This window comes from Sporosarcina sp., from assembly GCF_029257255.1.
Taxonomy (GTDB): Bacteria; Bacillota; Bacilli; order Bacillales_A; family Planococcaceae; genus Sporosarcina.
This window is the reverse complement of sequence record NZ_JARICI010000049.1, coordinates 13,215-37,074: the sequence shown is the minus strand read 5'-3', so window position 1 is coordinate 37,074 and position 23,860 is coordinate 13,215. Positions and strand designations below refer to the sequence as shown.

At 44.9% G+C, this 23,860-nt stretch carries 23 protein-coding genes; 1 reads left to right on the top strand and 22 read right to left on the bottom strand.

Annotated features, from left to right (window positions below):
* Positions 1 to 8: 8 nt before the first annotated feature.
* From ffh to Q1J64_RS10065, 13 genes are all read right to left on the bottom strand, one after another.
* Entirely contained in the window at positions 9 to 1,364 is a 1,356-nt protein-coding gene (gene ffh / locus Q1J64_RS10125; protein ID WP_301108942.1) for a signal recognition particle protein, read from the bottom strand.
* Positions 1,365 to 1,376: 12 nt separating this feature from the next.
* Entirely contained in the window at positions 1,377 to 1,709 is a 333-nt protein-coding gene (locus Q1J64_RS10120; RefSeq protein WP_301108941.1) for a putative DNA-binding protein, read from the bottom strand.
* Positions 1,710 to 1,771: 62 nt separating this feature from the next.
* Positions 1,772 to 2,797: a signal recognition particle-docking protein FtsY gene (ftsY, locus tag Q1J64_RS10115; RefSeq protein WP_301108940.1), complete on the bottom strand. Its 1,026-nt coding sequence runs from the start codon at positions 2,795 to 2,797 to the stop codon at positions 1,772 to 1,774.
* 13 nt (positions 2,798 to 2,810) lie between these two features.
* Positions 2,811 to 6,371: a chromosome segregation protein SMC gene (smc, locus tag Q1J64_RS10110; protein WP_301108939.1), complete on the bottom strand. Its 3,561-nt coding sequence runs from the start codon at positions 6,369 to 6,371 to the stop codon at positions 2,811 to 2,813.
* 2 nt (positions 6,372 to 6,373) lie between these two features.
* Positions 6,374 to 7,141 (bottom strand): ribonuclease III, encoded by a 768-nt coding sequence (gene rnc / locus Q1J64_RS10105; protein WP_301108974.1) that lies wholly within the window; start codon positions 7,139 to 7,141, stop codon positions 6,374 to 6,376.
* Positions 7,142 to 7,513: 372 nt separating this feature from the next.
* The gene (locus Q1J64_RS10100; protein ID WP_301108938.1) at positions 7,514 to 7,753 is read right to left on the bottom strand and encodes an acyl carrier protein; all 240 of its coding nucleotides are present in this window, start codon (positions 7,751 to 7,753) and stop codon (positions 7,514 to 7,516) included.
* A 112-nt stretch (positions 7,754 to 7,865) separates the two neighbouring features.
* Positions 7,866 to 8,612 carry a 3-oxoacyl-[acyl-carrier-protein] reductase gene (gene fabG / locus Q1J64_RS10095; protein WP_301108937.1) on the bottom strand — a complete coding sequence of 249 codons (747 nt, stop codon included), beginning with the start codon at positions 8,610 to 8,612 and terminating at the stop codon, positions 7,866 to 7,868.
* The gene (fabD, locus tag Q1J64_RS10090) at positions 8,612 to 9,556 is read right to left on the bottom strand and encodes an ACP S-malonyltransferase (protein ID WP_301108936.1); all 945 of its coding nucleotides are present in this window, start codon (positions 9,554 to 9,556) and stop codon (positions 8,612 to 8,614) included. The genes fabG and fabD overlap by 1 nt, the downstream gene beginning before the upstream one ends.
* Entirely contained in the window at positions 9,553 to 10,545 is a 993-nt protein-coding gene (gene plsX / locus Q1J64_RS10085; RefSeq protein ID WP_301108935.1) for a phosphate acyltransferase PlsX, read from the bottom strand. The genes fabD and plsX overlap by 4 nt, the downstream gene beginning before the upstream one ends.
* Before the next feature lie 6 nt (positions 10,546 to 10,551).
* Positions 10,552 to 11,124, bottom strand: coding sequence for a transcription factor FapR (gene fapR, locus Q1J64_RS10080; protein ID WP_301108934.1), 573 nt, complete (start codon positions 11,122 to 11,124; stop codon positions 10,552 to 10,554).
* A 109-nt stretch (positions 11,125 to 11,233) separates the two neighbouring features.
* Positions 11,234 to 13,273, bottom strand: a complete 2,040-nt coding sequence (gene recG, locus Q1J64_RS10075; RefSeq protein ID WP_483315963.1) for an ATP-dependent DNA helicase RecG — start codon at positions 13,271 to 13,273, stop codon at positions 11,234 to 11,236.
* Between the two features lie 115 nt (positions 13,274 to 13,388).
* The gene (locus Q1J64_RS10070) at positions 13,389 to 15,044 is read right to left on the bottom strand and encodes a DAK2 domain-containing protein (protein ID WP_301108933.1); all 1,656 of its coding nucleotides are present in this window, start codon (positions 15,042 to 15,044) and stop codon (positions 13,389 to 13,391) included.
* Between the two features lie 18 nt (positions 15,045 to 15,062).
* On the bottom strand, positions 15,063 to 15,425 hold the full coding sequence (locus Q1J64_RS10065; protein ID WP_153720467.1) for an Asp23/Gls24 family envelope stress response protein: 363 nt from the start codon (positions 15,423 to 15,425) through the stop codon (positions 15,063 to 15,065).
* A gap of 214 nt (positions 15,426 to 15,639) precedes the next feature.
* Between Q1J64_RS10065 and rpmB the strand changes: the two genes are divergently transcribed.
* Complete coding sequence (gene rpmB / locus Q1J64_RS10060; RefSeq protein WP_078817777.1) at positions 15,640 to 15,828, top strand: 50S ribosomal protein L28; 189 nt, start codon at positions 15,640 to 15,642, stop codon at positions 15,826 to 15,828.
* Between the two features lie 76 nt (positions 15,829 to 15,904).
* Here rpmB and spoVM read toward each other — a convergent pair whose 3' ends face one another.
* Genes spoVM through def form a run of 9 tightly spaced genes read right to left on the bottom strand, consistent with a single transcriptional unit; the run spans position 15,905 to position 23,821 of the window.
* Positions 15,905 to 16,066 carry a stage V sporulation protein SpoVM gene (spoVM, locus tag Q1J64_RS10055; protein WP_301108932.1) on the bottom strand — a complete coding sequence of 54 codons (162 nt, stop codon included), beginning with the start codon at positions 16,064 to 16,066 and terminating at the stop codon, positions 15,905 to 15,907.
* 13 nt (positions 16,067 to 16,079) lie between these two features.
* Positions 16,080 to 16,733 carry a thiamine diphosphokinase gene (locus Q1J64_RS10050; protein ID WP_301108931.1) on the bottom strand — a complete coding sequence of 218 codons (654 nt, stop codon included), beginning with the start codon at positions 16,731 to 16,733 and terminating at the stop codon, positions 16,080 to 16,082.
* Positions 16,730 to 17,398 carry a ribulose-phosphate 3-epimerase gene (gene rpe / locus Q1J64_RS10045; RefSeq protein ID WP_301108930.1) on the bottom strand — a complete coding sequence of 223 codons (669 nt, stop codon included), beginning with the start codon at positions 17,396 to 17,398 and terminating at the stop codon, positions 16,730 to 16,732. The genes Q1J64_RS10050 and rpe overlap by 4 nt, the downstream gene beginning before the upstream one ends.
* Positions 17,399 to 17,400: 2 nt before the next feature.
* Positions 17,401 to 18,282, bottom strand: coding sequence for a ribosome small subunit-dependent GTPase A (rsgA, locus tag Q1J64_RS10040; protein WP_301108929.1), 882 nt, complete (start codon positions 18,280 to 18,282; stop codon positions 17,401 to 17,403).
* 12 nt (positions 18,283 to 18,294) lie between these two features.
* Positions 18,295 to 20,271 (bottom strand): Stk1 family PASTA domain-containing Ser/Thr kinase, encoded by a 1,977-nt coding sequence (pknB, locus tag Q1J64_RS10035; protein WP_301108928.1) that lies wholly within the window; start codon positions 20,269 to 20,271, stop codon positions 18,295 to 18,297.
* Positions 20,268 to 21,026, bottom strand: a complete 759-nt coding sequence (locus Q1J64_RS10030) for a Stp1/IreP family PP2C-type Ser/Thr phosphatase (protein ID WP_301108927.1) — start codon at positions 21,024 to 21,026, stop codon at positions 20,268 to 20,270. Before Q1J64_RS10030 ends, pknB begins: the two co-directional genes overlap by 4 nt.
* 31 nt (positions 21,027 to 21,057) lie before the next feature.
* The gene (gene rsmB / locus Q1J64_RS10025; RefSeq protein ID WP_301108926.1) at positions 21,058 to 22,398 is read right to left on the bottom strand and encodes a 16S rRNA (cytosine(967)-C(5))-methyltransferase RsmB; all 1,341 of its coding nucleotides are present in this window, start codon (positions 22,396 to 22,398) and stop codon (positions 21,058 to 21,060) included.
* Entirely contained in the window at positions 22,395 to 23,333 is a 939-nt protein-coding gene (fmt, locus tag Q1J64_RS10020) for a methionyl-tRNA formyltransferase (protein ID WP_301108925.1), read from the bottom strand. The genes rsmB and fmt overlap by 4 nt, the downstream gene beginning before the upstream one ends.
* On the bottom strand, positions 23,330 to 23,821 hold the full coding sequence (gene def, locus Q1J64_RS10015; RefSeq protein WP_301108924.1) for a peptide deformylase: 492 nt from the start codon (positions 23,819 to 23,821) through the stop codon (positions 23,330 to 23,332). Before def ends, fmt begins: the two co-directional genes overlap by 4 nt.
* Positions 23,822 to 23,860 lie beyond the last annotated feature (39 nt).

The following is a 23,860-nucleotide window of genomic DNA, read 5'->3' as shown; positions in this document are numbered from 1 at the left end:
CCTGAAATTTATTTAAAAAACGAATCTAAACCGGGTATTTTGCCCTTCTTTTTACCCTTTTGCTGCATATTAGTCATTTGCTTGACCATTTTTTTCATTTCATCAAATTGCTTGAGCAGACGATTGACTTCCTGCGTCGAAGTGCCTGACCCGACCGCAATTCGTTTTTTCCGACTCGCATTGATGATGTCAGGATTTTCGCGTTCAGCTGCCGTCATAGAATAAATGACTGCTTCTACTCGACCCATTTGGCTCTCATCAACTTTTGCATTGTCGAGCCCTTTAATTTTATTGGCGCCAGGCATCATTTTAAGAATTTCATCCAGCGGCCCCATTTTCTTCACCTGCTGCAGCTGATCAAGAAAATCTTCGAGTGTGAAACTCTGCGTGCGCAGTTTTTGCTCAAGTTCTTTTGCTTTTTCTTCATCAACATTTTCCTGCGCTTTTTCGATCAGCGACATGACGTCGCCCATACCTAGAATCCGTGATGCCATGCGCTCGGGATGGAATGCTTCAAGTGCATCCATCTTCTCACCCATACCGACAAATTTGATCGGCTTATCAGTGACAGAACGGATAGACAATGCTGCTCCGCCTCGTGTATCGCCGTCAAGCTTCGTCAGGATCACACCTGTAATATCAATGGCTTCGTTAAAGTTTTTCGCAACATTAACAGCGTCCTGACCCGTCATAGCGTCTACAACAAGGAAGACTTCATCGGGCTTGGTCAGCTCACGGATATCTTTGAGTTCCTGCATTAGCTTCTCGTCGACGTGAAGACGGCCAGCTGTATCTATGATGACGACATCATGATGCTCAGCTTCCGCTTCTTCCATCGCTTTGCGAGCAATTTCCACTGGTGAAATATCCGTGCCCATCGAAAATACCGGCACCGAAATCTGCTTACCGAGTGTTTCGAGCTGTTGAATAGCGGCAGGACGATAAATATCAGCCGCCACTAATAACGGTTTTCTATTGTGTTTTTTACGGAGAACCGTAGCCAGCTTTCCAGTAGATGTTGTTTTACCTGCACCTTGCAGACCGACCATCATGATGACCGTCGGTGACTTGCGGGCAAACTGAATCGGATTTTGTTCTCCACCCATCAAGTTCGTCAATTCATCTTTTACGATTTTCACGACCTGCTGTCCAGGCGTCAGACTCTTCATGACGTCCTGACCCACCGACCGTTCACTGACAGTTTTGACGAATTCTTTTACAACTTTCAAGTTGACGTCTGCCTCGATCAGTGCAAAACGCACTTCTCGCATCATTTCTTTGACATCAGCTTCGTTAATTTTTCCTTTGCCTGTAATTTTATTGAGCGTTCCCTGCAGGCGTTCGGCTAATCCTTCAAATGCCATGGACCATCCCCCCTATTCAAAATCCTTCAAGGTATGTAACAGTTCGAAAACTTTATCAGAGGAAGCTGTGTCAGCCTGCACAAGCCGCTCCAGCTGCTCGACTGCTTCCAGGCGTTTCTCGTGCTTTTCAAATAAATTCAGCTTTTCTTCATAGTCTTCAAGCATTGCTTCTGTTCTTCTAACATTATCATACACTGCCTGTCTCGATACGCTGTACTGCTCTGCGATTTCACCGAGAGAAAGATCATCCAAATAATATAATTGCATATATAACCGCTGTTTATCTGTTAATAATGATTGATAAAAATCAAAGAGGAAGTTTACTCTTGTCGTTTTCTCAAGCATGACGCCAACCCCTCCTGCTCAACATTTATAGTAGCTTTTGACGATACGTCTGTCAAGTAATTTTACTTGTCTTCGGACTCTTCCTGGATTTCGTCTTCATTCGCTTCTTCCATTTCAAGACCATCTGCGAATAAACCATAGACATATCGCTCCGGATCAAACGGCTGCAAGTCTTCTATCCCTTCGCCGAGACCTACAAACTTGACCGGAATGTCCAGTTTACTGCGGATCGCCAAGACGATGCCGCCTTTTGCCGTGCCATCCAATTTCGTCAAGACAATTCCTGTTACCTTTGTTGCTTCGTTGAATGTCTGTGCTTGGATCAGTGCATTTTGCCCTGTTGTCGCATCAAGTGCAAGCAATACTTCATGAGGTGCACCTTCGATTTCACGCCCGATAATACGGTGGACTTTTTCCAGTTCATTCATCAAGTTTACTTTATTCTGTAAGCGCCCTGCTGTATCACAGATCAAGACATCGACATTGCGTTTTTTAGCAGACTTGACGGCATCATAAATAACCGCAGCGGGATCAGAACCTTCCGCCTGGCGGACAACTTCCACTCCTGTCCGCTCGCCCCAGACGACAAGCTGCTCAATGGCGCCTGCACGGAATGTATCACCAGCCGCAAGCATGACGGTCTTTCCTTCTTTTTGCAGACGTGCAGCCATTTTACCGATTGTCGTTGTTTTCCCGACACCGTTCACACCGACCATCAGGATGACATTCAAACGGCCTTCTTCAATATTCAACTCATTGGACATTTCTTCTCCCGAGTTATAAATCTCCACAAGTTTCTCGGAAATTAAGGACTGCATGCCAGCTGTGTCCTTAATGTTTTTACGCTTCACTTCATCTTTCAACAGATCGATCAGTTCCATAACCGTATCAAACCCTACGTCCGCCTGCAGAAGTACTTCTTCCAATTCCTCAAAGAACTCTTCATCGACAACGCGGAAACGAGATACCAGATCATTCACTTTTGAAGTAAATGAATCACGTGTCTTCGTCAGACCGTCTTTAAACTTCTCTGTTACGGCTTCATTTGTACCTGTAATCTTATCTTTCAGCTTCTTAAAAAATGACAATGAATTTCACTCCTTAACCAGTGATTTCTTCTGCGACTTCGGAAAGCTTGACGGACAGCAGTTTCGATACACCCGATTCCTGCATTGTCACGCCATATAATACATCTGCACCTTCCATTGTACCTTTTCGGTGGGTGATGACGATAAATTGCGTCTGCTCCGAAACCTTCTTCAAATAATTACTATATCGCACTACATTCGCTTCATCCAGTGCAGCTTCCACTTCATCCAGAATACAGAACGGTACTGGACGGACTTCGAGAATCGAAAACAGTAAGGAGATAACTGTCAGCGCACGTTCCCCGCCGGATAAAAGACTCATGTTCTGCAGTTTCTTACCTGGTGGACGTGCGATGATATCGATGCCGGTCGTCAATAAATTAGAAGGATCCGTCAAAATCAAGTCCGCTTCTCCACCGCCGAACATTTCTTTAAATACACGATGGAAATGGCTGCGGATCGCTTCAAATGTTGTCTGGAAACGGCTTTTCATTTCCATATCCATTTCCGACATCGCTTCCTGCAGCGTATCTCTGGCTTCCACCAGATCATTGCGCTGTGCAGTTAAAAACTGATGGCGTTCAGAAACTTCTTCAAACTCTTGAATGGCATTCGGATTCACGGGTCCAAGGTCAGCAAGTTGTTGTTTGAATTGATCGACCGCAAGCCGCAACGCTTCTGCATCCATTGACTCTTCAATGAACGATGAATCTGGACGCAGACCGTATTCTTCATCAAGACGATTGGTGACATACTCATATTGCGCTTCAAGTCTCGACAGTTGGATTTTCACTGTATTCACTTGTTCACTAACTGTTTGAACTTGTACACGAAGCTGTTTCATTTGCTGTTCATGACGTGCAACGACCTCTGTCTGTTCAAGACGTTTTGTGCGTTCTATAAGTATAGTTTCTTCCAGCTGCTGTTTCGCTGTCATCGATTCCTTCATCCGCTGATCAATCTCTTCAGGCGACAGCTCCTTGCCGACTAAATGACCCTGTACATATTGTTGTTCTTCGCGCAGACGTGTAACAGTTTGCGTGAGTTCACCGATCAACTGCTGCGTTTCCGTTATCGAGCTGGTTTGATAGATGCTCTGTTCTTTAAGAACAGCACTTTTCTGCTGCAATTGAACTAATTTCTGCTGTAGCGTTTCCTGCTCTTCACGGCGGTTCTCCACAAGACGCTCTAAACTTTCCAGTTTCTCCGTCATATCCTGGAGTTCTTGTCGGATAGCCGAATGGCGATGATCCAAGGCTTGCTTTTTAACCAATAAATCCTTTTCTGCAGATGCATTATCACTGCGACCCGTTTCAATAGTCGACAATTCCATCCTAACAGAACGGATTTCCATTTCGGTTTCTTGCAATGAAGTATGCGCAATGGATGCCTGTCGCTGAAGTTCCTCCATCGATGTTTGCAGCTGATCCCGGCGCTGCAGTCCCGCACCTGCCTGTTCACGCGTAGAAGACATGGTTTCATTTGCCTGGCGGATTGATTCATCCATTTGTTCCAATTGTCCTGTCAGCATTTCCAATTCAGCTTTCCTAGAGAACACTGTGGACTGCCCTTTTGCTCCTCCGCCTGTCAGAGAGCCGCCTGTATTGACGACATCTCCGTCCAGCGTAACAATGCGGTAACGGTAGCCGATTGCCTTAGCAATCGCAGACGCTTCTTTCAGCGTACCTGCGACAATTGTCTGACCCAGTAAATTCTTGGCAATCGTTTCATAAGCTGATGAGGTTTGAATGAGTTCAAACGCCGTGCCTATGAAACCCGGCTGACCTCGCAATAGCTGCCGGCTGTTCATCGGCAGTTCGCGCGGCTTCAAAATATCTAACGGCAAGAATGTTGCTCGACCTAAATTTTTCGCTTTCAAATAGCCGATCGCTTTCCTGGCGTCCGCTTCCGTTGCCGTTACTATATGCTGAATAGCGCCGCCAAGAGCCGTCTCAATCGCTTTCGTGTAAGCAGACTCGGTAGTAATCAACTCGGCTACCGCGCCTTCGATTCCTTGTAAACGCTGTTGTTTTTTTGCGTGCAATACTTCTTTGACGCCCGAATAAAACCCTGAAAAGTCTCGTTCCAAGCTTTCAAGGGCACGGATTCTTCCCTGCATTTCAGATTGTTTCCGCAGTGCCTGCTGAAGAAACTGCTGCTGAACGGCGAGACGCTCCTCCGCTTCTTTTAATTGGAGGACGCATTCTTTAGCAGATTGCTCGGCTTTACTTACTCGCTGCTGAACTGCTTGTTTTTCTTTCATTTTCTCATTCTGTTCATTTTTCAGTAGTTGCATGCGTTCCTGAAGCAGCTGATGCTGAATCGTAATTTTTTCAGTTGAAGATTTTTCTCCTTGCAGACGTTCATCTACATATTTTTTATCACTGCGCAAAGTCGCTTCTTCATTGAGCTTCTCGATATAGACGGATTTTAGTTCTTCAATCTGCTGCTCCGTTTCTTTCAATGAACTATTCAGCATGCTGTTTACTTGCTGAATTTCTTTTGATGTCTGCTGCAGATCCTGTTTGACTGTCTGTTGCTTTTCCTGCATCAGCGTCAACTTTTCTTCTGAAGCCTGTCTCGTTTTTTCAGACAGTTGCAATTCGTTTTGAATGCGTTCGAGTTGCTGTTTTGTATTGCGGCTTTTTTCAAGCGACAGCAGTCGTCTGCCTTCCCACTTTTCCGCTTCAGATGTCTTCTCGACCAGTTCACTTTGGAGTTGATCAAGCGACGCCTCCACCTTTTGCAAACTGATTTTATCACGTTCAAGCTCTCGATCATGATCGGATAGCAATTTATCAAACTTGCCCTGTTCAGTTTCATTTGCAGTAAGTACGCTGGCTTTTTCTGTGATCTGCTGTTGAAGAACCCATGCATCATGGTTCAATAAACGGACATCCGCTTCCCGCAGTTCCTTTGAAAAGCGCTCTGCCTGCCGTGCTGCCGCGGCTTCTTTTTCAAGTGGCATGAGCCGGTCATCGATTTCTTTTAGGATATCGAGAACGCGGTCCAGATTATCGGTTGTTTCAAAAAGCTTATGCTCTGCCTGTGTCTTCCGCGTCTTATACTTCAACACGCCGGCTGCTTCATCAAAAACATTTCGGCGTTCATCCGCCTTACTGTTTAAGATTCCGTCAACCCGGCCCTGAGAGATGATGGAAAATGCTTCTTTGCCGAGTCCCGAATCCATGAACATCGTCGTTACGTCTTTTAAACGGCAATTCTGTCCATTGATCAGGTAAGCACTTTCACCCGAACGGAACACTCTTCTGCTGACACTGATTTCTGTATAGTCGAGCGGAAAAAGATTTTGGGTGTTGTCCAGTATTAAATTTACTTCTGCAAAATTAACCGCTTTTCTCGAATCACTGCCAGCAAATATCACATCTTCCATCTTACTGCCACGCAGAGACTTTGCTGACTGTTCACCGAGTACCCAACGGATTGCATCGATAATATTGCTCTTCCCGCTGCCGTTAGGTCCTACGACCGCTGTGACACCCGGTACAAAATCGATATGGATTTTCTCTGCAAAAGACTTGAATCCTGTAATCTCCAGTCTCTTCAAAAACACAATTAGTTCTCCCCTTCGTTCGTCTGCGACTGCAGTTGTTCAATCGCTCGGCGGGCAGCTTCCTGTTCAGCTTCTTTTTTAGACTTACCTATTCCTTTACCGAGTTGCTTGTCATTCAGACTCACTACGGTAACAAACTTTTTCGCATGTGCAGGACCTTTTTCTTCAACCACTTCATATTGAAGAGGTCCGTTATTCTTTTGCTGCACCAATTCCTGCAGACGACTTTTATAATCTGTCACATGCGAAAAAGCTCCGATACTAATTTTCGGAAAAACGATTCGTTGTAAAAACTCTTCAACTACTTCCATGCCCTGATCTAAATACAATGCCCCTATATATGCTTCGAATACATCTGCAAGCAACGCAGGACGCATTCTTCCACCCGTCAGCTCTTCACCTTTGCCGAGTAATATGTAATCTCCAAAATGAAGTTCATTGGAAAACTTCACCAATGAAGGCTCACAGACGATTGCAGCACGAAGTTTCGTTAATTCCCCTTCACTCTTGGAAGGTTCTGTGCGGAATAGAAATTTGGACACACCCAATTCTAAAACAGCATCACCTAAAAACTCCAGACGTTCATTGTCCGAAAATTTCTTACGGCGGTGTTCGTTGACGTAAGAAGAGTGCGTAAATGCGTTAAACAACAAATTTTCATCCTTGAATTGAACGCCTAATTGCTGCTGAAGCGTTTGAAACTTCTCTCTGACCGGGTGAGGTAAGGTAGGATAGGATGACGATTCTTTTGTATGTTTTTTATTTTTCATAAAATACTCTGCCTCTAATCTGTAATCTAGTTGTAGTTCCATTTTGTTGACAGCCACTTCCGCTTTTGTTCTCATCTAGCTTCAGACGCCAGCCTCTCGGGTCGTTTCAAAATTACCAGAAAGGCAAAGGACGCCTTTTTGATAATTCCTCCAACGCCTGTCGAGGCTGAACGGCGTCTTCCGCTTTTGCTCTCATCTAGCTTCAGACGCCAGCCTCTCGGGTCGTTTCAAAATTACCAGAAAGGCAAAGGTCGCCTTTTTGGTAATTCCTCCAACGCCTGTCGAGGCTGAACGGCGTCTTCCGCTTTTGCATGAGAAAAGAGACGCTTTCTTCCTTTTCAATTAAAGGGAAGAAAGAGTCTCACCAGAAGGTCATTCGCCTACTTTTTCTGTAATGTACGTTACTGCATCTCCGACAGTTGCAATTTTCTCTGCATCGTCATCAGAAATCTCAGTTTCAAACTCATCTTCAAATTCCATAACAAGCTCTACCACATCTAGTGAATCAGCTCCAAGATCCTCACGGAAAGAAGCTTCAAGTTTTACTTCGCTTTCATCGACACCAAGACGGTCGACAACTACTTTAGTTACACGCTCTAGTACTGTTGACAACATAGTCACCTCCTCTCAAGGTCAATGAAGACCTATACACTTCTATTGAATTATAGAGGTTTCACTCCTGAATGTGCAACCATTGATTACAGTGATCAAAGAACTCGTCCGTTTACATCACCATGCCGCCGTCAACATTGATCGTTTGGCCTGTGATATATTTCGCTTCGTCTGACAAAAGGAATGCCACAGTGCCTGCTACATCATCCGCACTGCCAAGCCGACCTAACGGAATAGTCGACAGCAGCTGTTCTTTCATCTCGTCTCCGAGCTCGTCTGTCATATCCGTTGTAATAAATCCTGGCGCCACCGCATTCACTAAAATATTACGTGCTGCTAATTCTTTAGCAGTCGTTTTCGTCAATCCGATGACACCTGCTTTTGCAGCCACATAGTTAGCCTGTCCAGCATTTCCTGCAATGCCTACAACGGAAGCTAAATTAACAATCCGTCCTGAACGCTGGCGCATCATTTGGCGCGCAACTGCTTTTGTGCACAAGAAGACGCCTTTCAGATTGATTGACAGCACATCATCCCACTCGTCTTCTTTCATTCGCATCAATAAGTTATCACGGGTAATTCCCGCGTTATTGATTAGAAAGTCGATCGAACCAAACTGCTTGATTGTCTCATCCATCATCTCTTTTACTTGATCACTATCCGAGACATTCGCCTGGAAGACCAAAGCTTCTCCGCCAGCTGCGCGGATTTCTTCTGCCACTGCTTCTGCTTTCGCCTGGCTGCCGCTGTAGTTGACAACTACTTTCGCCCCTTCTGAAGCAAGACGCAGCGCAATCGTGCGGCCGATTCCGCGGGACGCGCCCGTGACGACCGCCGTTTTCCCGTCAAATTTTCCCATTACGACCACTCCTTCGCTTCATCCAGCACTTTTTGCAGTGATTCTTCGTCATATACCGGATAAACAGTCGCAGTCCGGTCAATTTTTCGAATCAAACCGCTGAGCACTTTGCCGGGACCACATTCAATAAAACGTGTCACACCAAGATCCAATAACTTTTCTACAGATTCTTCCCAGCGGACCGGAGAATACAGCTGCTCAACTAATAATTTCTTAATTTCCTGCTGATCCGTCACGACATCCGCCGTTACGTTCGCAATGACTGGAATTTCTGCGTTTTTCATATCTATTTCTGACAGAGTCTTTTCCAGTTCAGCGGCAGCCGGTTCCATCAGCACAGAATGAAACGGGCCGCTGACGTCCAACAGCATGGCACGCTTCGCTCCTGCTTCCTTCAACGCAACACAAGCCTTATCTACACCCATTTTTGCTCCGGAAATAACAATCTGTCCAGGACAATTCAGATTGGCCGGCTGAACTGGATGTCCAGATTCTGTAATATTTGATGTAATAGATTCCAGCACATCATGGTCCATACCTAAAATGGCAGCCATCGCACCTTTTCCTGCAGGTACTGCTTCATTCATATATAGGCCGCGTTTATGCACAGCAACGACTGCGTCCTCAAATGAAAGTACTTTGGATTCAACAAGTGCCGTATATTCACCGAGACTGTGACCCGCTGAATAATCCGGTGTAATGCCTGCCGCTTCTAACTTAGATGCGATCATCGCTCCTGCTGTCAATAAAGCGGGCTGTGCGTGATAAGTTAACGTAAGTTCATCCTGAGGACCTTCTAGCATCAGTTTGCTCAGTTCGAAACCAAGTGCGTCATCTGCCTGCTGTAAAAACTTTTTACATGCTTCATCCCGTTCTACGAATTCCTTCGCCATCCCTACAGCTTGTGAGCCTTGTCCAGGGAATACAAATGCCAGTTTACTCAAGATTCATCTTCCTCTCCGATTGTTTCTCGTATCGTTTCACACACACGGTATTCCACCATCGTACGTGTCTGACGGACTGCATTGAAAAAAGCATTGGCGTTTGAAGAGCCATGCGCTTTGATCACCGGATGATTCAAGCCGAATAAACCAGCTCCTCCATATTCGGAGTAATCCATCTTCTGCTTCAGGCCTTTCAGATCGTCCTTTACTAAGCCCGCAGCCAGTTTCGTCTTGAAGGAGGACATGAAAACATCTTTGATCATGGCGAATACATTCATCGCCGTTCCTTCAATCGTCTTCAGCACCATATTGCCTGTAAAGCCGTCCGTCACGACTACATCTGCCGCACCGTTAAGCAAATCACGCGATTCTACATTTCCAATAAAATGAACAGGCGCTTTTTGCAGTTCTTCAAATGCATGTTTCGTCAATTCATTGCCTTTTCCTTCTTCCGTACCGATATTCAGCAATCCGACACGCGGCTTTTCAATTCCGCGTACTTTCTCCGCATAAACACTGCCCATCACGGCAAACTGTGCCAGCTGTGCAGGTTTGCTGTCTGAATTTGCTCCGACATCAAGAAGCACGAATCCGCTGCCGTCAATCGTCGGCAAAGTCGGCGCTAGTGCCGGCCGCTGAATGCCTTCTATACGTCCCACAATGAACAGTCCTGCTGACATCAGTGCGCCTGTATTCCCCGCTGATACACATGCCTGCGCCTCGCCATCTTTCACTGCCTGCGCCATACGGACCATGGAAGCGTCTTTCTTTTTACGGATGGCTCGTACTGGTTCATCATCCGGTTCAATTACTTCGGAACAATGAAATACTTTCAGCCGCTCATGCGTTTCCAGGAATGGTGCCATTTTTTGTTCATCACCAAATATATGTATAGTAATGTCTTCAAATGCATGCAGGCTCTGCAAAGCCCCTTTTACAATCTCTCCAGGAGCGTTATCTCCGCCCATTGCGTCAACTGCGATAATCATCTGCAATTACCTGCCTTTCCGTGTCGTGCGATACATCTGAAACTCTCCAGAAAAAACGGTTATATTTTCAACTGTAGAGACCACATCGACGACTGTACTTTTATTTTTTAACGTTTCCCGTCGCACTGTTGCCCTGGCTACGACGCGATCTCCAGCGCTAACAGGTCTCTCAAAATGCAAAGAAGACCTTACAGTCAACGCTAAGTCATCATCAAGCACCGCCACAGCCAGTGAGTTTGCCTGGGCAAATAAATGGTGCCCTCTGGCAATGCCGTTACGTTTGAAAACATGATCACTGGTCACGTCAAAAATTGATAACGCTTTATTGTCCAGCTCTACATCTATGATTTCACCAAATATTTCTTCCGTCTGCAATGATTTAACTGTTTCCTTCATATGCTGCGAGGCGACAGACTTCAGCCGCTCCCTTAATTCAGGGATACCGCATTCCAGCCTATCCAACCGGATGGTCTGGACACTCACTGAAAAATGCCGGGCGAGATCTTCATCCGTCAAAAAAGGATCTTCTGCAAGCAGCCTTTGCAGCGAGCTCTGTCGCTCCTTCTTCGAAATTTTCAATTGCTACACCCCTTCAGTTTAGCACTTGGTACTAATACTTAGTATAGTAAGTGGCAAAACAGATTGCAAGGGGGGATCCAATTTCTTGTGGACATATAGCAGATGGCGTTTAATCAATTCGTTTATCCGTCAAAGCTCCTGACTCTTCTAGCCGCTGTCGTAGCGCCGCATACTCTGCACCCTGCCAAAAATCGTCAGAATTCAGCAATCGTTCTGCGTCTTGACGTGCAGTCGCCAGCACTTTGAAATCATGTACTAAATCAGCTACTTTAAATTCAGGCATTCCGCTTTGCTTCCTCCCAAAAATATCGCCGGCACCGCGAAGCTCAAGATCTTTTTCAGCAAGGACGAAGCCATCATTAGTCTCTGTCATCGACTGCATGCGCATTTTGCCTTCCTCAGAGGAAGGATTCGCAAGCAATACACAATATGATTGCTCCGATCCCCGTCCGACACGCCCCCTTAGCTGATGAAGCTGCGCCAGACCGAATCGCGTCGCATCATAAATCAGCATAAACGTAGCATTCGGTACATTCACACCGACTTCTACTACTGTCGTAGAAACTAGAATATCCAACTCAGCTTCACTGAATGAACGCATGACCTGTTCCTTTTCTGAAGAAGGCAATCTTCCGTGCATTAATCCGACACGGTAGCGTCCGGCAAAATAATTACTCAGTTCTGCATGAACTTCCACCGCATTTTGCACGTCCAGCTTATCAGATTCCTCAATCAAAGGGCAGATTACATACGCCTGGCGTCCCGCACGCAGCTCTTTCTCCATCTTCTGCAGCACAGGCACTAGCGACTCTTCTTTCAGCCAATGTGTCTCAATCTCCTTCCGTCCTGCAGGCAGTTCGTCAAGAATTGACACATCCATTTCACCAAAAACTGTGATGGCAAGTGTACGCGGAATTGGCGTAGCTGTCATGAACAGGACATCTGGATTCAGTCCTTTATCTCGCAACACTCTTCGCTGCTCGACGCCAAAACGGTGTTGTTCATCCGTCACGACAAAACCTAGCCTCTTAAACTGCACTTCCGGCTGAATCAGTGCATGCGTTCCAATAAGTAAATCGATATCCCCGGCTTCGAGCCGCTCAAGCAGTTCTCTGCGGGCTTTCGATTTTGTTGATCCTGCTAAAAATGCTACGGTCACTCCAAATGGTTCAAACCAATCAGCAAATAATTCCGCATGCTGCTCCGCTAAAATTTCTGTCGGAGCCATCAGTGCCCCCTGGAAGCCAGCTGTAATCGCTGCATATAAAGCAATTGCCGCTACTGCTGTCTTTCCAGAACCTACATCTCCCTGCAGCAGACGATTCATTCGGAGAGGCGCTTTTAATTCCGCGCATAGTTCGTTTACTACACGCTTCTGCGCATTCGTTAATTCAAAAGGTAGCGATCCAATAAACTTCTTCAACAACTCCAAATCGTATTGGATAACGAGACCCTTCTCCTGTTCTTTGCGCAACTTCTTGACACCTTGAATCTTCAGCTGAAACAGCAGCAGTTCCTCATACGCGAATCTTCTTCTAGCCTGCTTCACGTCCTCCAGCTTCGTCGGAAAATGAATCATCTCGAGTGCTTCACTTAATATCGGAAGACGGTACTCTTCTAAAATAGAAACTGGTAGCGTTTCGATGATAGAGTCTGCTGCAGCATCGAGCGCATTTCGCATGTAACGTCTGTACGTTTTCTGATGCATGACGCCTTTCAAACTGTAAACCGGCTCAAAATCAACCTGCTCTCCTGTATGAAGACGATTCACTGTAATTGACTGGCGGCCTCTGTCCCATGTGCCCGTCACCGTAATATTCATTCCAGTCGACAGACGATCTTTCAAATAATGCTGATTAAAAAATACGGCTTTCACTAAATGATGGCCAACGAGCAAACGCAGTTGAAGACGAGAACGACTCTTCCCCGAATAAAATACAGCTGGTTCCGACTCGACTCGCCCTTCTACTGTGACACGTTCGTTATGAGGAGTTTCCGACAGATCTGTCATTCTGAAATCTTCATGCCGGTAAGGAAACGAATAAAGCAGATCCTCAACCGTCAGGATTCCAAGTTTCATAAATTGTTCAGCCGTCGTTTTACCGATCCCTTTTACTGTATCCACTTTTTGCTGCAACACATTTTCCACCAGTGAATCCACCTCCTTGCACAGTATGTTAGAAAACGGATGTTCTTCTTTCCAGTTTACCACGAAAAAGCTGGAAAATAAAAACGTTGCCCCTGTGAAAAGGACAACGTGGAATTTATTCTACTGAAAGAATGTATGGATACAAAGGCTGTTTGCCTGCGTATAGTTCAACGTCTACGTGATCGAACTGCTCTTCAATGAATGCTGAGATTTCTTCAGCATCTCCGGCAGAAACGTCTTCGCCATAAATGACTGTAACGATTTCATCCTCTTCATCGATCATCGAAGCGATTAATTTCTTGGTAACCTCTTCCAATGAAGGATTGGAGCTCGTGATTTTCCCTTGAGCAATTCCCATGAAATCATCTTTCTGAATCGTCACGCCGTCGATGGAAGTATCACGTACTGCATAAGTGACTTGTCCTGTTTTCACAGAAGAAGCTGCTTCCTTCATAGCTATCGCATTATTTTCAACAGTCGCTTCAGGATTGAATGCAAGAATTGCCGCCAAACCTTCAGGCACCGATTTAGTCGGTACAACTGCTGCTTCGATTTCCATTACTTCAGCCGCCTGTTTTGCCGCCATAATAATATTTTTATTGTTCGGCAGGATTAGCACTTTTTCTGCACCGATTTCCTGAATAGCTTTGACAATATCTTCCGTTGAAGGATTCATCGTCTGACCACCTTCAATAACTGCAGATGCACCAATACTCTTTAACAGTTCGGCAATACCGGATCCCATAGATACCGTGACAATAGCATACTTATGCTGCTTTTTCGCAGCTTTAGGAATGCTGTCACGTTCCATAATATCACTGTGCTGTTCACGCATATTTTCGATCTTCATTTTCGTCAGCGAACCGTATTTCTGACCATATGATAAGGCATCTCCCGGCTCTTCTGTGTGAATATGTACTTTAACCACTTCGTCATCAGAAATGACAAGCAGCGAATCACCTATCTCACTCAAATCTTGGCGGAAAACCGCTTCATCAAACGGCTGATCCAGCTGTTTATCTGCAGCTAATTTCACCATAAACTCCGTACAGTAGCCGAATTCAATATCTTCAGAATTCATGAATCCCTGCACACTGCGGTGATGTTCCGTATTCACTAAATCATCCATCGAATGAACGACCGTCTTTTCAGGAAGGTCTTCGCCTTTTAAGCAAGCTAAAAACCCTTCATAAACATATACAAGACCTTGCCCGCCGCTGTCGACAACTCCTACTTCTTTCAAAACTGGCAGCAAGTCAGGCGTTCTCTTCAATGAAGCTTTAGCTTCTTTGACAACCACTTCCAACAGCTCTGTCAGATCCGATGATTCCTCTATAGCAGAAACAGCTGCATTGGAAGCATCTTTCGCGACAGTCAAAATTGTCCCTTCGACTGGCTTCATGACTGCTTTATAAGCAGTATCTACACCATATTTAAGAGCTTCCGCGAACTGCTTAACTGTTACTTCCGCTTCGTTCTCAATTTGCTTGCTGAATCCTCGGAATAGCTGAGACAGGATCACGCCTGAGTTACCTCTTGCGCCCATCAGTAAACCTTTGGAGAATGCTTGAGCAGTCAGCCCGATATGTTCCTGTGCATGTAATTCCGTTTCTTTTGCACCGGAAGACATAGATAAATTCATATTTGTTCCCGTGTCACCATCTGGTACAGGGAATACATTTAAAGAATCTACGTAATCAGCATTTTGATGAAGATGATGTGCACCCATTTCTACCATCTTCGCAAATTGCAATCCATTTAAAGAACTCATTAACTAAAAGGCCTCCTTCTACACGTTCGTTACACGAACTCCTTGAACAAAAATATTGACTGAGCTAACTGAAAGACCTAGCGTCTTCTTCACTGTATATTGTACTTTAGACTGTACTTGATAGGATACTTCAGTAATTTTCGTGCCATAGCTCATGATGACATACATATCGATGTGAAATTCATCGCCTTCATTGCGTACAATCACGCCGCGGGCAAAGTTTTCTTTCCGGAGAATTTCTGTAAGTCCGTCACGAATTTGGTGTTGCGAAGCCATTCCCACAATTCCGTAACACTCGATTGCAGCCTCTCCGACTACCTGGGCAATTACGTCATTCGTAATATCTATGGTTCCATGTTCATTTTTCAGTTCGATTGACATCCTTATCTCCTCCTAACACTATTCGACCATCATACGTACATTATACGGGAATTCATCAAGAAAGAAAGTATTCTTGTCGTGAAAATATTGTGTAAAGGAAAAAAGCTTGAAAGCATCGCAAAAAATTGTTGCAAGGTTTCCTGCCTTATGATAAAGTACTATGGTATGCGAATTGTAACGTGAATCGCTAAATAATTCACGAGGAGGTACTAAAATGGCTAAACAATGTGTTATCACTGGACGTAAAGCACGTTCTGGAAACTCTCGTTCACACGCTCTGAACTCAAGCAAACGCACTTGGGGTGCAAACCTTCAAAAAGTGAGAATCTTAGTAGACGGTAAACCTAAACGTGTTTGGGTATCTGCTAGAGCTTTAAAATCAGGCAAAGTACAACGCGTGTAATAGTAAATGCTGAAAGCGCCGGGTAGCCCCTGCGCTTTTTTGCTGCACCCAAAGAAAAAAACACAAGGCGCCTATATTAGGCGCCTTGTGTTTTTTCTTTTTTACGTCTTTTCGACTTGCTGACTTTACTATTCGCAGCAACAGTTGATTTAGCACGGCCGTCCTTCTGGAACGCGACTGCGCATTTTCTAACGATATTGCTGACGAACTTCGGCAGCGTGAATGTATATACTCGCAAATCCCCACTCCTTTCAGGAATCTGAACTCCTTACCATTAAGCATATGCCGTCTCGGAAAGAGATAGTACAAACATCCGCCACCGTTTCATTACTTGTGAATCGGGTCATGCCTATTTCCAGCGTTTCATTAACCGTCTCATATTTGAATCCGGTCAGTGTCAAGCCTGTAACCACGGGGCCAAACGAAAAAAATGAAGTATATGGATAACGCTCATCTTTCTTCACCCGGCGCACTCCCGGCAGCATGACACGGATATCATTCGTCGTATTGTGAATTTTAAACTTCACTTTGCGATTCTCCGACTGCATGCGGTACAGCAAATGAAGCGCCGACTGCAAATGATCCAGGCGGCCCCCTGTAACACCGGTCAGCACAATATAATCCGGCTCATACGTCAGCGCGCGCTGCACAGCCAGTTCTGTATCCGTCTCATCTTTTTCTTCATTAGCCTGATGAATGATTTCTACAGAGGACTTTATTGCGGCAAACTGTTCTTCCGACACCGAATCAAAATCACCGACAGCTTCGTTTGGCTGAATACCTTTTTCCAACAAATAAAATGCACCGCGGTCGACACCGATATAAACGGTATCTTTTTGATCATATTCCGCTAAATCCACCACTTCTTCAATAGGGCCCGCTGCGCAAATGATGGCATATTTCATTGAGCAATCACACTCTCGCCGGCAGATTTAATGGCCTGCAATGCTTTTGCCCGATCTTTCTGATTATAGATCGCAGAACCCGCAACAAAAATTGTCGCGCCGGCTTCCACGCATGGCTTGATCGTCTCTTCATTAATGCCACCGTCAATTTCAATTTCAATCGACAGACCGCGCTCTTGAATGATGTCCGACAGCTGTTTTACTTTCGGTACGACAGACTGGATAAATGACTGTCCGCCAAAGCCGGGGTTAACTGTCATGAACAATACCATATCCACATCTTCGAGCACATGCATGATCTGTTCAACAGGTGTGTGAGGATTCAGCACAACACCCGGCTTCGCGCCTGTTGATTTAATTAATTGAAGTGTTCTGTGCAGATGACGGCATGCTTCCACATGCACCGTAATATAATCTGCTCCCGCTTTTGCAAAGCTCTCAATATAGTTATCCGGATTTTCGATCATCAAATGAACATCAAGCGGCAGTTCTGTCAATGGACGCAAGGCTTCTACTACAATAGGTCCCATAGTAATGTTTGGTACAAAGTGACCGTCCATTACATCAATATGAATCAGTTCGGCACCTGCTTTTTCTACTTCTTTCACTTCTTCTCCAAGCTTTGCAAAGTCTGCCGCTAAAATAGATGGCGCAATTTTTATCATAATCAATACCTCGGCTTTCGATCCATAATTTCTTGTAAGAACAGTAAGTAATTTTTGTAGCGTGATTCAGAAATGATGCCTTCTTCTACCTGCGCTTTTACCGCGCAACCGGGCTCTTTAACGTGAATACAGCCTCTGAATTTGCAGCTTTCACCGGCTTCAGAGATTTCTAGGAAGTAATTCCGAAGCTCTTCTTTTTCAATATGATCAAAGTCGAGTGAACTGAAGCCCGGTGTATCCGCCACTAAGCCGCCGGCTACTTCCATCAGTTCTACGTGGCGTGTCGTATGCTTACCTCGGCCGAGCGCATCGGAAATCACTCCGGTTTTCAAATCTAGTTCAGGAAGCAGTGTATTCAGAAGTGTTGACTTCCCTACACCTGACTGCCCTGCCAGTACAGTAGTTTTGTCGTTCAAATACGGACGCAATACTTCCAGCAGTGGGTCGTCATTGCCGCGGTTACGCAGCACGGTATAGCCGATATTCTGATAGTAAGTTAGATTACTTTCATTGGCTTCTACCGTCTGGTCATCTGCGAGATCTTCTTTGGATATATAGATAATCGGCTCCAGCTGATGCGATTCTATGACCGTCAGAAAGCGGTCCAGCAAACGCAGGCTCATGTCAGGTTCCACGACAGAAAAGACAAGAAGCGCCTGGTCTACATTCGCGATTGGCGGTCTGACCAGCTCGCTTTTTCGCGGGTGAACATCTGTAATCAACGCATCATTCTCTCCATCTGGAACATATGTGACTGTATCGCCCACAAGCGGATTAATCTTTTTCAGCCGGAACACACCGCGACTCTTACACTGAATCAGTTGACCCTCGTGCTCCACATAATAAAAACCGCTGATTGCTTTTCGAATCTGACCTTCCGCCATCGAACTCCTCCTTTAATCCAACTCTTTGTAATCAAATTTATCTTCTTCTATGACAGTCTGGTCACGCAGGATTCTGTAACCTCCGCGCTCTCCTTGCTCCAACTCAATTGTAATCTTACGCGTCGTATCCTCAGTAATCTCAAATTCTTCCGCAGGGTCATTCATCGTTCGTTTGCGATCTTGTATATAAATTTGGATTTTTTGAGGCTGAAGATTCATCTCACCGTCCCCATCCTCATCAAATTCCTGAAATTCATAAGGAATCGTAATCTTCTTAACCAGCAGTTTCACCGGTTTAGTAGGAGCACCTTTAGAAAGAACGACATCTACACGGCCACCTTTATCCATCTTCGTACCTTTAGATGGTTTTTGAGAAATCACACGGCCTTTTTCCACTCTCTCAGAATGTTCCTCACTGACGATATGAATATTGAAACCTGAACTCTTTGCGTAGCTTTTCAGTTCTTTTTCAGTCATCCCCCGCAGATCATTCAATGATTGAAGCTCTCTCCCTTTACTGATGGTAAAAATCAGATCAGTCTCTTCCGGCACAACTTCTGAATCACCTTCCGGCTGCTGGCGGATTATGGTTCCTTTTGGCTCATCAGCGTATTCTTCAACAGGTTCGCCAAATTCGAATCCATAGCTTTCCAGCAAGCGTACCGTCGCTTCGTAATTACGTCCGGTATAGTCCTGCAATGTCATTTTGTCTTTGCCGGTACTGACAAATAACTTAATACCGTCGCCTTCCTTACGCTTTTCGCCTGCTTTCGGAACCGTTTTAATTACCTGGCCCGCAATAAACTCATCGGAAGTTTCTTCGAATCGTTCATCGATCACAAATCCATCTTTTTCAAGAATTTCTGTAGCCGCCACTTCTTCTTCTCCCACTACATCAGGAACCATGATTTCTTTCGGTTTGAGCATTATTGTCAAAAGTACTGCAAGCAATGCAATGATTAACACACTGACACCGAGAATACCCGGCCATTTTTTCTTTTTCTTTTTCTTTTTCTTCTTTTCCGGGACAGCGGGTTTCGGTTGCTCTTTAGAAGGAGCAATTTTAACCGTGTCTTCTACATTATCAAATTTCTTCGGATCTTTTACGATTGGAATCGCTACAGTACGGTCATCGTCGAACGGCAACGTGAATTTTTCCTCATCGGCACGTTCAGGCGAAAGTATCGTCAGCAAATCATTATACATATCATCTGCCGTATCATAGCGGTAGTTCGCATCTTTTGCCGTAGCTTTTAATATGACATTTTCAACGCTTTGCGGGATTTCAGGCAACTGTTCGCGTACAGAAGGTGTTTCTTCTTGCAGATGTTTCAGCGCAATCGCCACAGCGGTTTCTGCTGAAAATGGTAGTTTCCCTGTCAACAATTCATAAAAAACGATACCAAGCGAATAAATATCAGAACGCTTTGTCGCCATGCCGCCTCTTGCCTGTTCAGGTGAAAGATAGTGGACAGTTCCGATCACTGAATTGGTTTTTGTATGGGCAGTGGAGTTCAAAGCCATGGCAATCCCAAAGTCCGTTATTTTTACATCATCTTCACCATTCATCAAAACGTTTTGTGGCTTAATATCACGATGGACAATGCCGTTATGATGTGCATGAGAAATTGCAGATACCAGCTGAAGCATGATGGAAACTGCATGCTCAGCACTCAGCGCTCCATGCGTATGAATATATTCCTTCAATGTCCGGCCAGGTATGTATTCCATTACTAAATAATGAAGTTCGTCTTCCTGCCCAACATCAAAAATATTGACAATATGCGGGTGTGTCAGACTGGTTGCCGAAAGAGCTTCCCGCTGGAAACGTTTTTTTAATTCTTCTTCATTGGCAAAATCATAGTGCAGTACTTTAATCGCCACATCGCGATCCAAAATAATATCATGCGCCAGATAGACCCGCGACATCCCTCCGTCACCAATGACACGGATAATTTCATAACGCTGCCCGATTCGTCTTCCGATCATACGGGAATCACCTCAGTTTCAGGTATTTCCAATAAAATTACCGTGATATTATCTTCGCCACCGCGATCATTGGCCAGTTCCACAAAAGTATCGGCTTTATCAGCCAACGGGACATCACGCAGTAGGATATCCAGCATCAATTCTTTTTCGATCTTATTACTCAATCCATCTGTACATAGCAGTAGATAAGATTCTGCAGGCAGTTCAATTGTATAAAGATCCGGTACGATCGATTTTTCCGATCCAACCGCTTTCATGATCCAGTTGCGCTGCGGATGCACTTCTGCTTCCTGTTCCGTAATTTCGCCGCTTTCAATAAGCACATTGACGAAGGAATGATCTTTCGTAATTTGCCGGATTGCTTTGCCAGTAACTTGATAAATCCGGCTGTCGCCGACGTGAAAAACCAAGCATTTATTTCGCAGTATCAATGCCAGATCAAGTGTTGTACCCATCCCTTTATAACTTTCGTCCTGCTGTGCTTTATTATATAGATACAGATTGACGTCCACGACCGAATCATAAAGCAGATCATACCAATCCTGTTCTGTTTCTACTGCCTCACTTGCAGACATGAACTGCTCACCAATCATCTGGACAGCAGTCGCACTGGCGTAATCCCCGCCTTTATGCCCTCCCATCCCGTCCGCAACGACAGCAAGCGCTGCATTACTTTTTGAATGAACGAACACGGCCGCTTCATCTTCATTTACCGTTCGTTTCAGTCCGGTGTCTGAGCGGATTTCATACTTCATAAGCCAACCCCCATTCCCTTTTCCCTATAAGTCAGTTTTTTCTCTGCAGGGCTGCTACAAAGAAACCGTCACTCTCATATTGATGCGGCAACACCTGTACTACATCCCTGTCACTCTTTTCACCCAAAATATCCAGCGGGACCAATTCAAAATCAGGTTGTTGCTGTAAAAACCATTCTACAATTTCTTGGTTTTCTGTTTTATCGATTGTACATGTACTGTATACCAATCGGCCGCCCTTTTTCACCAATTGGCTGGCGACTTGTAGAAGATCTTTTTGAATAGAAGCCAGATTTTCGATGTCCTGAAGTGTTTTTTTGTATTTGATTTCAGGTTTTCTGCGAATAACACCTAAACCACTGCAAGGTGCATCAACAAGTACTCTATCGAATGACTGCGGCTCATACGTAGATAACAGCTCTCTGCTGTCACCGCTATGCGTCCGGATAGAAGTCAGACCAAGCCGCTTCGCATTTTGCTCAATCAAACGCAGTTTATGCGGATGAAGATCATGCGCCTGTACTTCTCCGTCATCTTTCATTCGTTCGGCGATATGTGTGGTTTTACCGCCCGGTGCTGCACACATGTCCAGTACGTTCATACCCGGTTCCGCCTGTAAAGCCAATCCTGGCAGCATAGAACTTTCATCCTGAACTGTCAGCAATCCTTGTTTATAAGCTTCCGTGGATGCCAAATTGCCAGATTCGACTTGAATGCTGCCTTCCGTTAAGTTGCCGGGAGATGCCAGGACTCCTTCTTTCTTAAGCAGACCGATAACTTCTCCTCTGTTCGTCTTGGTCGAGTTGATGCGCGCAGTCGTGACAGGCGGCAGATTATTGATTACTGCAATAGCTGTCGCTTCTTCAACCCCATACTGTTCAATCCAGCGCTTAATCAGCCATTCAGGATGGCTCGTTTCAATGGATATGCGAGTGATAGGATCTTCGATTTCATCTAATGAAGGAACTCCTTCACGTAAAATGGAACGTAATATTCCGTTGACCATTGACGAAACACCTTTATGTCCGCGCTTGTTGGCAATTTTCACCGCTTCATTGACGACCGCATGTTCAGGTATTTTCGATAAGTAGACAATTTGGTAAACAGACAATCGTAACAGCTGGCGAACCCATGGCTGCAATTTTCCTCGAACAAAAGGAGCCAGATAATAATCCAGTGTCATTTGCTGCTGAAGTGTTCCGTATGTTAATTCCGTCAATAATGCACGGTCTTTTTGAGGCAGATCATATAATTCAATTGTTTTATGGAGCAACAAATTACTGAATGCCTGCTCGTTTTCAATATCCATCAAGATGGACAATGCTGCATCGCGGACGTTTCCGCGCCAAATTTTCTTATTATAATGTGTCATTCAAATTTATCTCCCAGTTGCCATTTAGATCCGATTCCATTAAGGAACACGGTGGCAGTCATTCGTTTTTTTCCTGCAGGCTGGAGATCAGTAATTGCGAATGCCCCGTCACCTGTCTGCACGATAATACGATCTTTTTCTAACCCAACAATTTCACCTGGTGCAGCTTCAGACATTTGGTCTTCCGGCTGTCCCCACCAAATTTTCACCTGGTCATCCGCAAACTTCGTATAAGCCACCGGCCATGGATGTAGTCCTCTTACCTGGTTATAAATAGATCGGGCTGAATTAGTCCAGTCAATTCGTTCTTGTTCTCTCGAAATATTTCTCGCAAACGTCACCTGTGTTTCATCCTGAACTTTACGTTCATTCGTGCCATTGACAATGGATGGCAGCGTTTCTTTTAACAGATCTGTGCCTGCGACAGAAAGTTTGTCAAACATACTGCCTGTATCATCCTTTTCTTCAATCGGCAGTGCGACCTGAGAAATGATATCGCCTGCATCAAGCTTTTCAGCCATATACATAATCGTCACACCTGTTTCATCTGCACCATCAATGACGGACTGATGAATTGGAGCACCACCGCGATATTTCGGTAGAAGAGAAGCATGGACGTTTATACAACCTAGTTTGGGCGCTTCTAGCAATTCATTCGGAAGCAACTGACCGAATGCCGCCGTTACAATCAATTCAGGCTGCAAAGCAATGATTTCTTGCAGTTCAGCAGAACCTTTCAGTTTTTCCGGCTGAATGATAGGCAAACCCAGGCGAACTGCTTCTTCTTTAACTGGAGGCGGAGTCAGCACCCGCTTGCGCCCGACAGGACGGTCCGGCTGTGTAACAACTGCTAAAATATCATAGCCTTCTTCGTGAAGCATGGTGAGAACTGGAACAGAAAATTTCGGGGTCCCCATAAAAATAATTTTTGTCATTCGTCGTCCTCCTCTTCCTCTTCGAACTCGGAAGGATCTACAATACGCTGTATTTTCTTATCAAATAAAATTCCGTTCAGATGATCTATTTCATGAAGGATAGCACGTGCTTCATATCCCTCAGCTTCGAGTTCATACAGTTTGCCGTCGCGCTCCTGCGCTTCGATACGGACGTGGAAAGGTCGCTCAACTTCCCCGAATAATCCAGGGAAACTAAGACAGCCTTCTACATCAACTTCTGATCCGCCGGTCGCTGTTACGACAGGGTTAATCATTTCAATAATCTCTTGATCCTCATCAAAATCGACGATCGCTGCGCGAATCGATTTACCAACCTGAGGAGCTGCAATGCCCACTCCATCATTTTTAATCATGGTTTCATGCATATCATCCAATAATTTACTCAGTTCCTTATCAAACACCGTAACTTCTTTACATGGTGCTGATAAAATAGGAGAGGGATGTTTTACAATTTCCAATATAGCCAAAATAATTCCTCATTTCTAATGTTAACAATCATTTTTGCG

Excerpts from the sequence above, each read along its gene's own strand:
- ffh (WP_301108942.1), bottom strand. The coding sequence starts at position 1,364 with ATGGCATTTGAAGGATTAGCCGAACGCCTGCAGGGAACGCTCAATAAA.
- Q1J64_RS10120 (WP_301108941.1), bottom strand. The coding sequence starts at position 1,709 with ATGCTTGAGAAAACGACAAGAGTAAACTTCCTCTTTGATTTTTATCAA.
- rnc (WP_301108974.1), bottom strand. The coding sequence starts at position 7,141 with ATGAAAAATAAAAAACATACAAAAGAATCGTCATCCTATCCTACCTTA.
- fabG (WP_301108937.1), bottom strand. The coding sequence starts at position 8,612 with ATGGGAAAATTTGACGGGAAAACGGCGGTCGTCACGGGCGCGTCCCGC.
- plsX (WP_301108935.1), bottom strand. The coding sequence starts at position 10,545 with ATGATTATCGCAGTTGACGCAATGGGCGGAGATAACGCTCCTGGAGAG.
- Q1J64_RS10070 (WP_301108933.1), bottom strand. The coding sequence starts at position 15,044 with ATGAGTTCTTTAAATGGATTGCAATTTGCGAAGATGGTAGAAATGGGT.
- Q1J64_RS10065 (WP_153720467.1), bottom strand. The coding sequence starts at position 15,425 with ATGTCAATCGAACTGAAAAATGAACATGGAACCATAGATATTACGAAT.
- rpmB (WP_078817777.1), top strand. The coding sequence starts at position 15,640 with ATGGCTAAACAATGTGTTATCACTGGACGTAAAGCACGTTCTGGAAAC.
- Q1J64_RS10050 (WP_301108931.1), bottom strand. The coding sequence starts at position 16,733 with ATGAAATATGCCATCATTTGCGCAGCGGGCCCTATTGAAGAAGTGGTG.
- rpe (WP_301108930.1), bottom strand. The coding sequence starts at position 17,398 with ATGATAAAAATTGCGCCATCTATTTTAGCGGCAGACTTTGCAAAGCTT.
- rsgA (WP_301108929.1), bottom strand. The coding sequence starts at position 18,282 with ATGGCGGAAGGTCAGATTCGAAAAGCAATCAGCGGTTTTTATTATGTG.
- pknB (WP_301108928.1), bottom strand. The coding sequence starts at position 20,271 with ATGATCGGAAGACGAATCGGGCAGCGTTATGAAATTATCCGTGTCATT.
- Q1J64_RS10030 (WP_301108927.1), bottom strand. The coding sequence starts at position 21,026 with ATGAAGTATGAAATCCGCTCAGACACCGGACTGAAACGAACGGTAAAT.
- rsmB (WP_301108926.1), bottom strand. The coding sequence starts at position 22,398 with ATGACACATTATAATAAGAAAATTTGGCGCGGAAACGTCCGCGATGCA.
- fmt (WP_301108925.1), bottom strand. The coding sequence starts at position 23,333 with ATGACAAAAATTATTTTTATGGGGACCCCGAAATTTTCTGTTCCAGTT.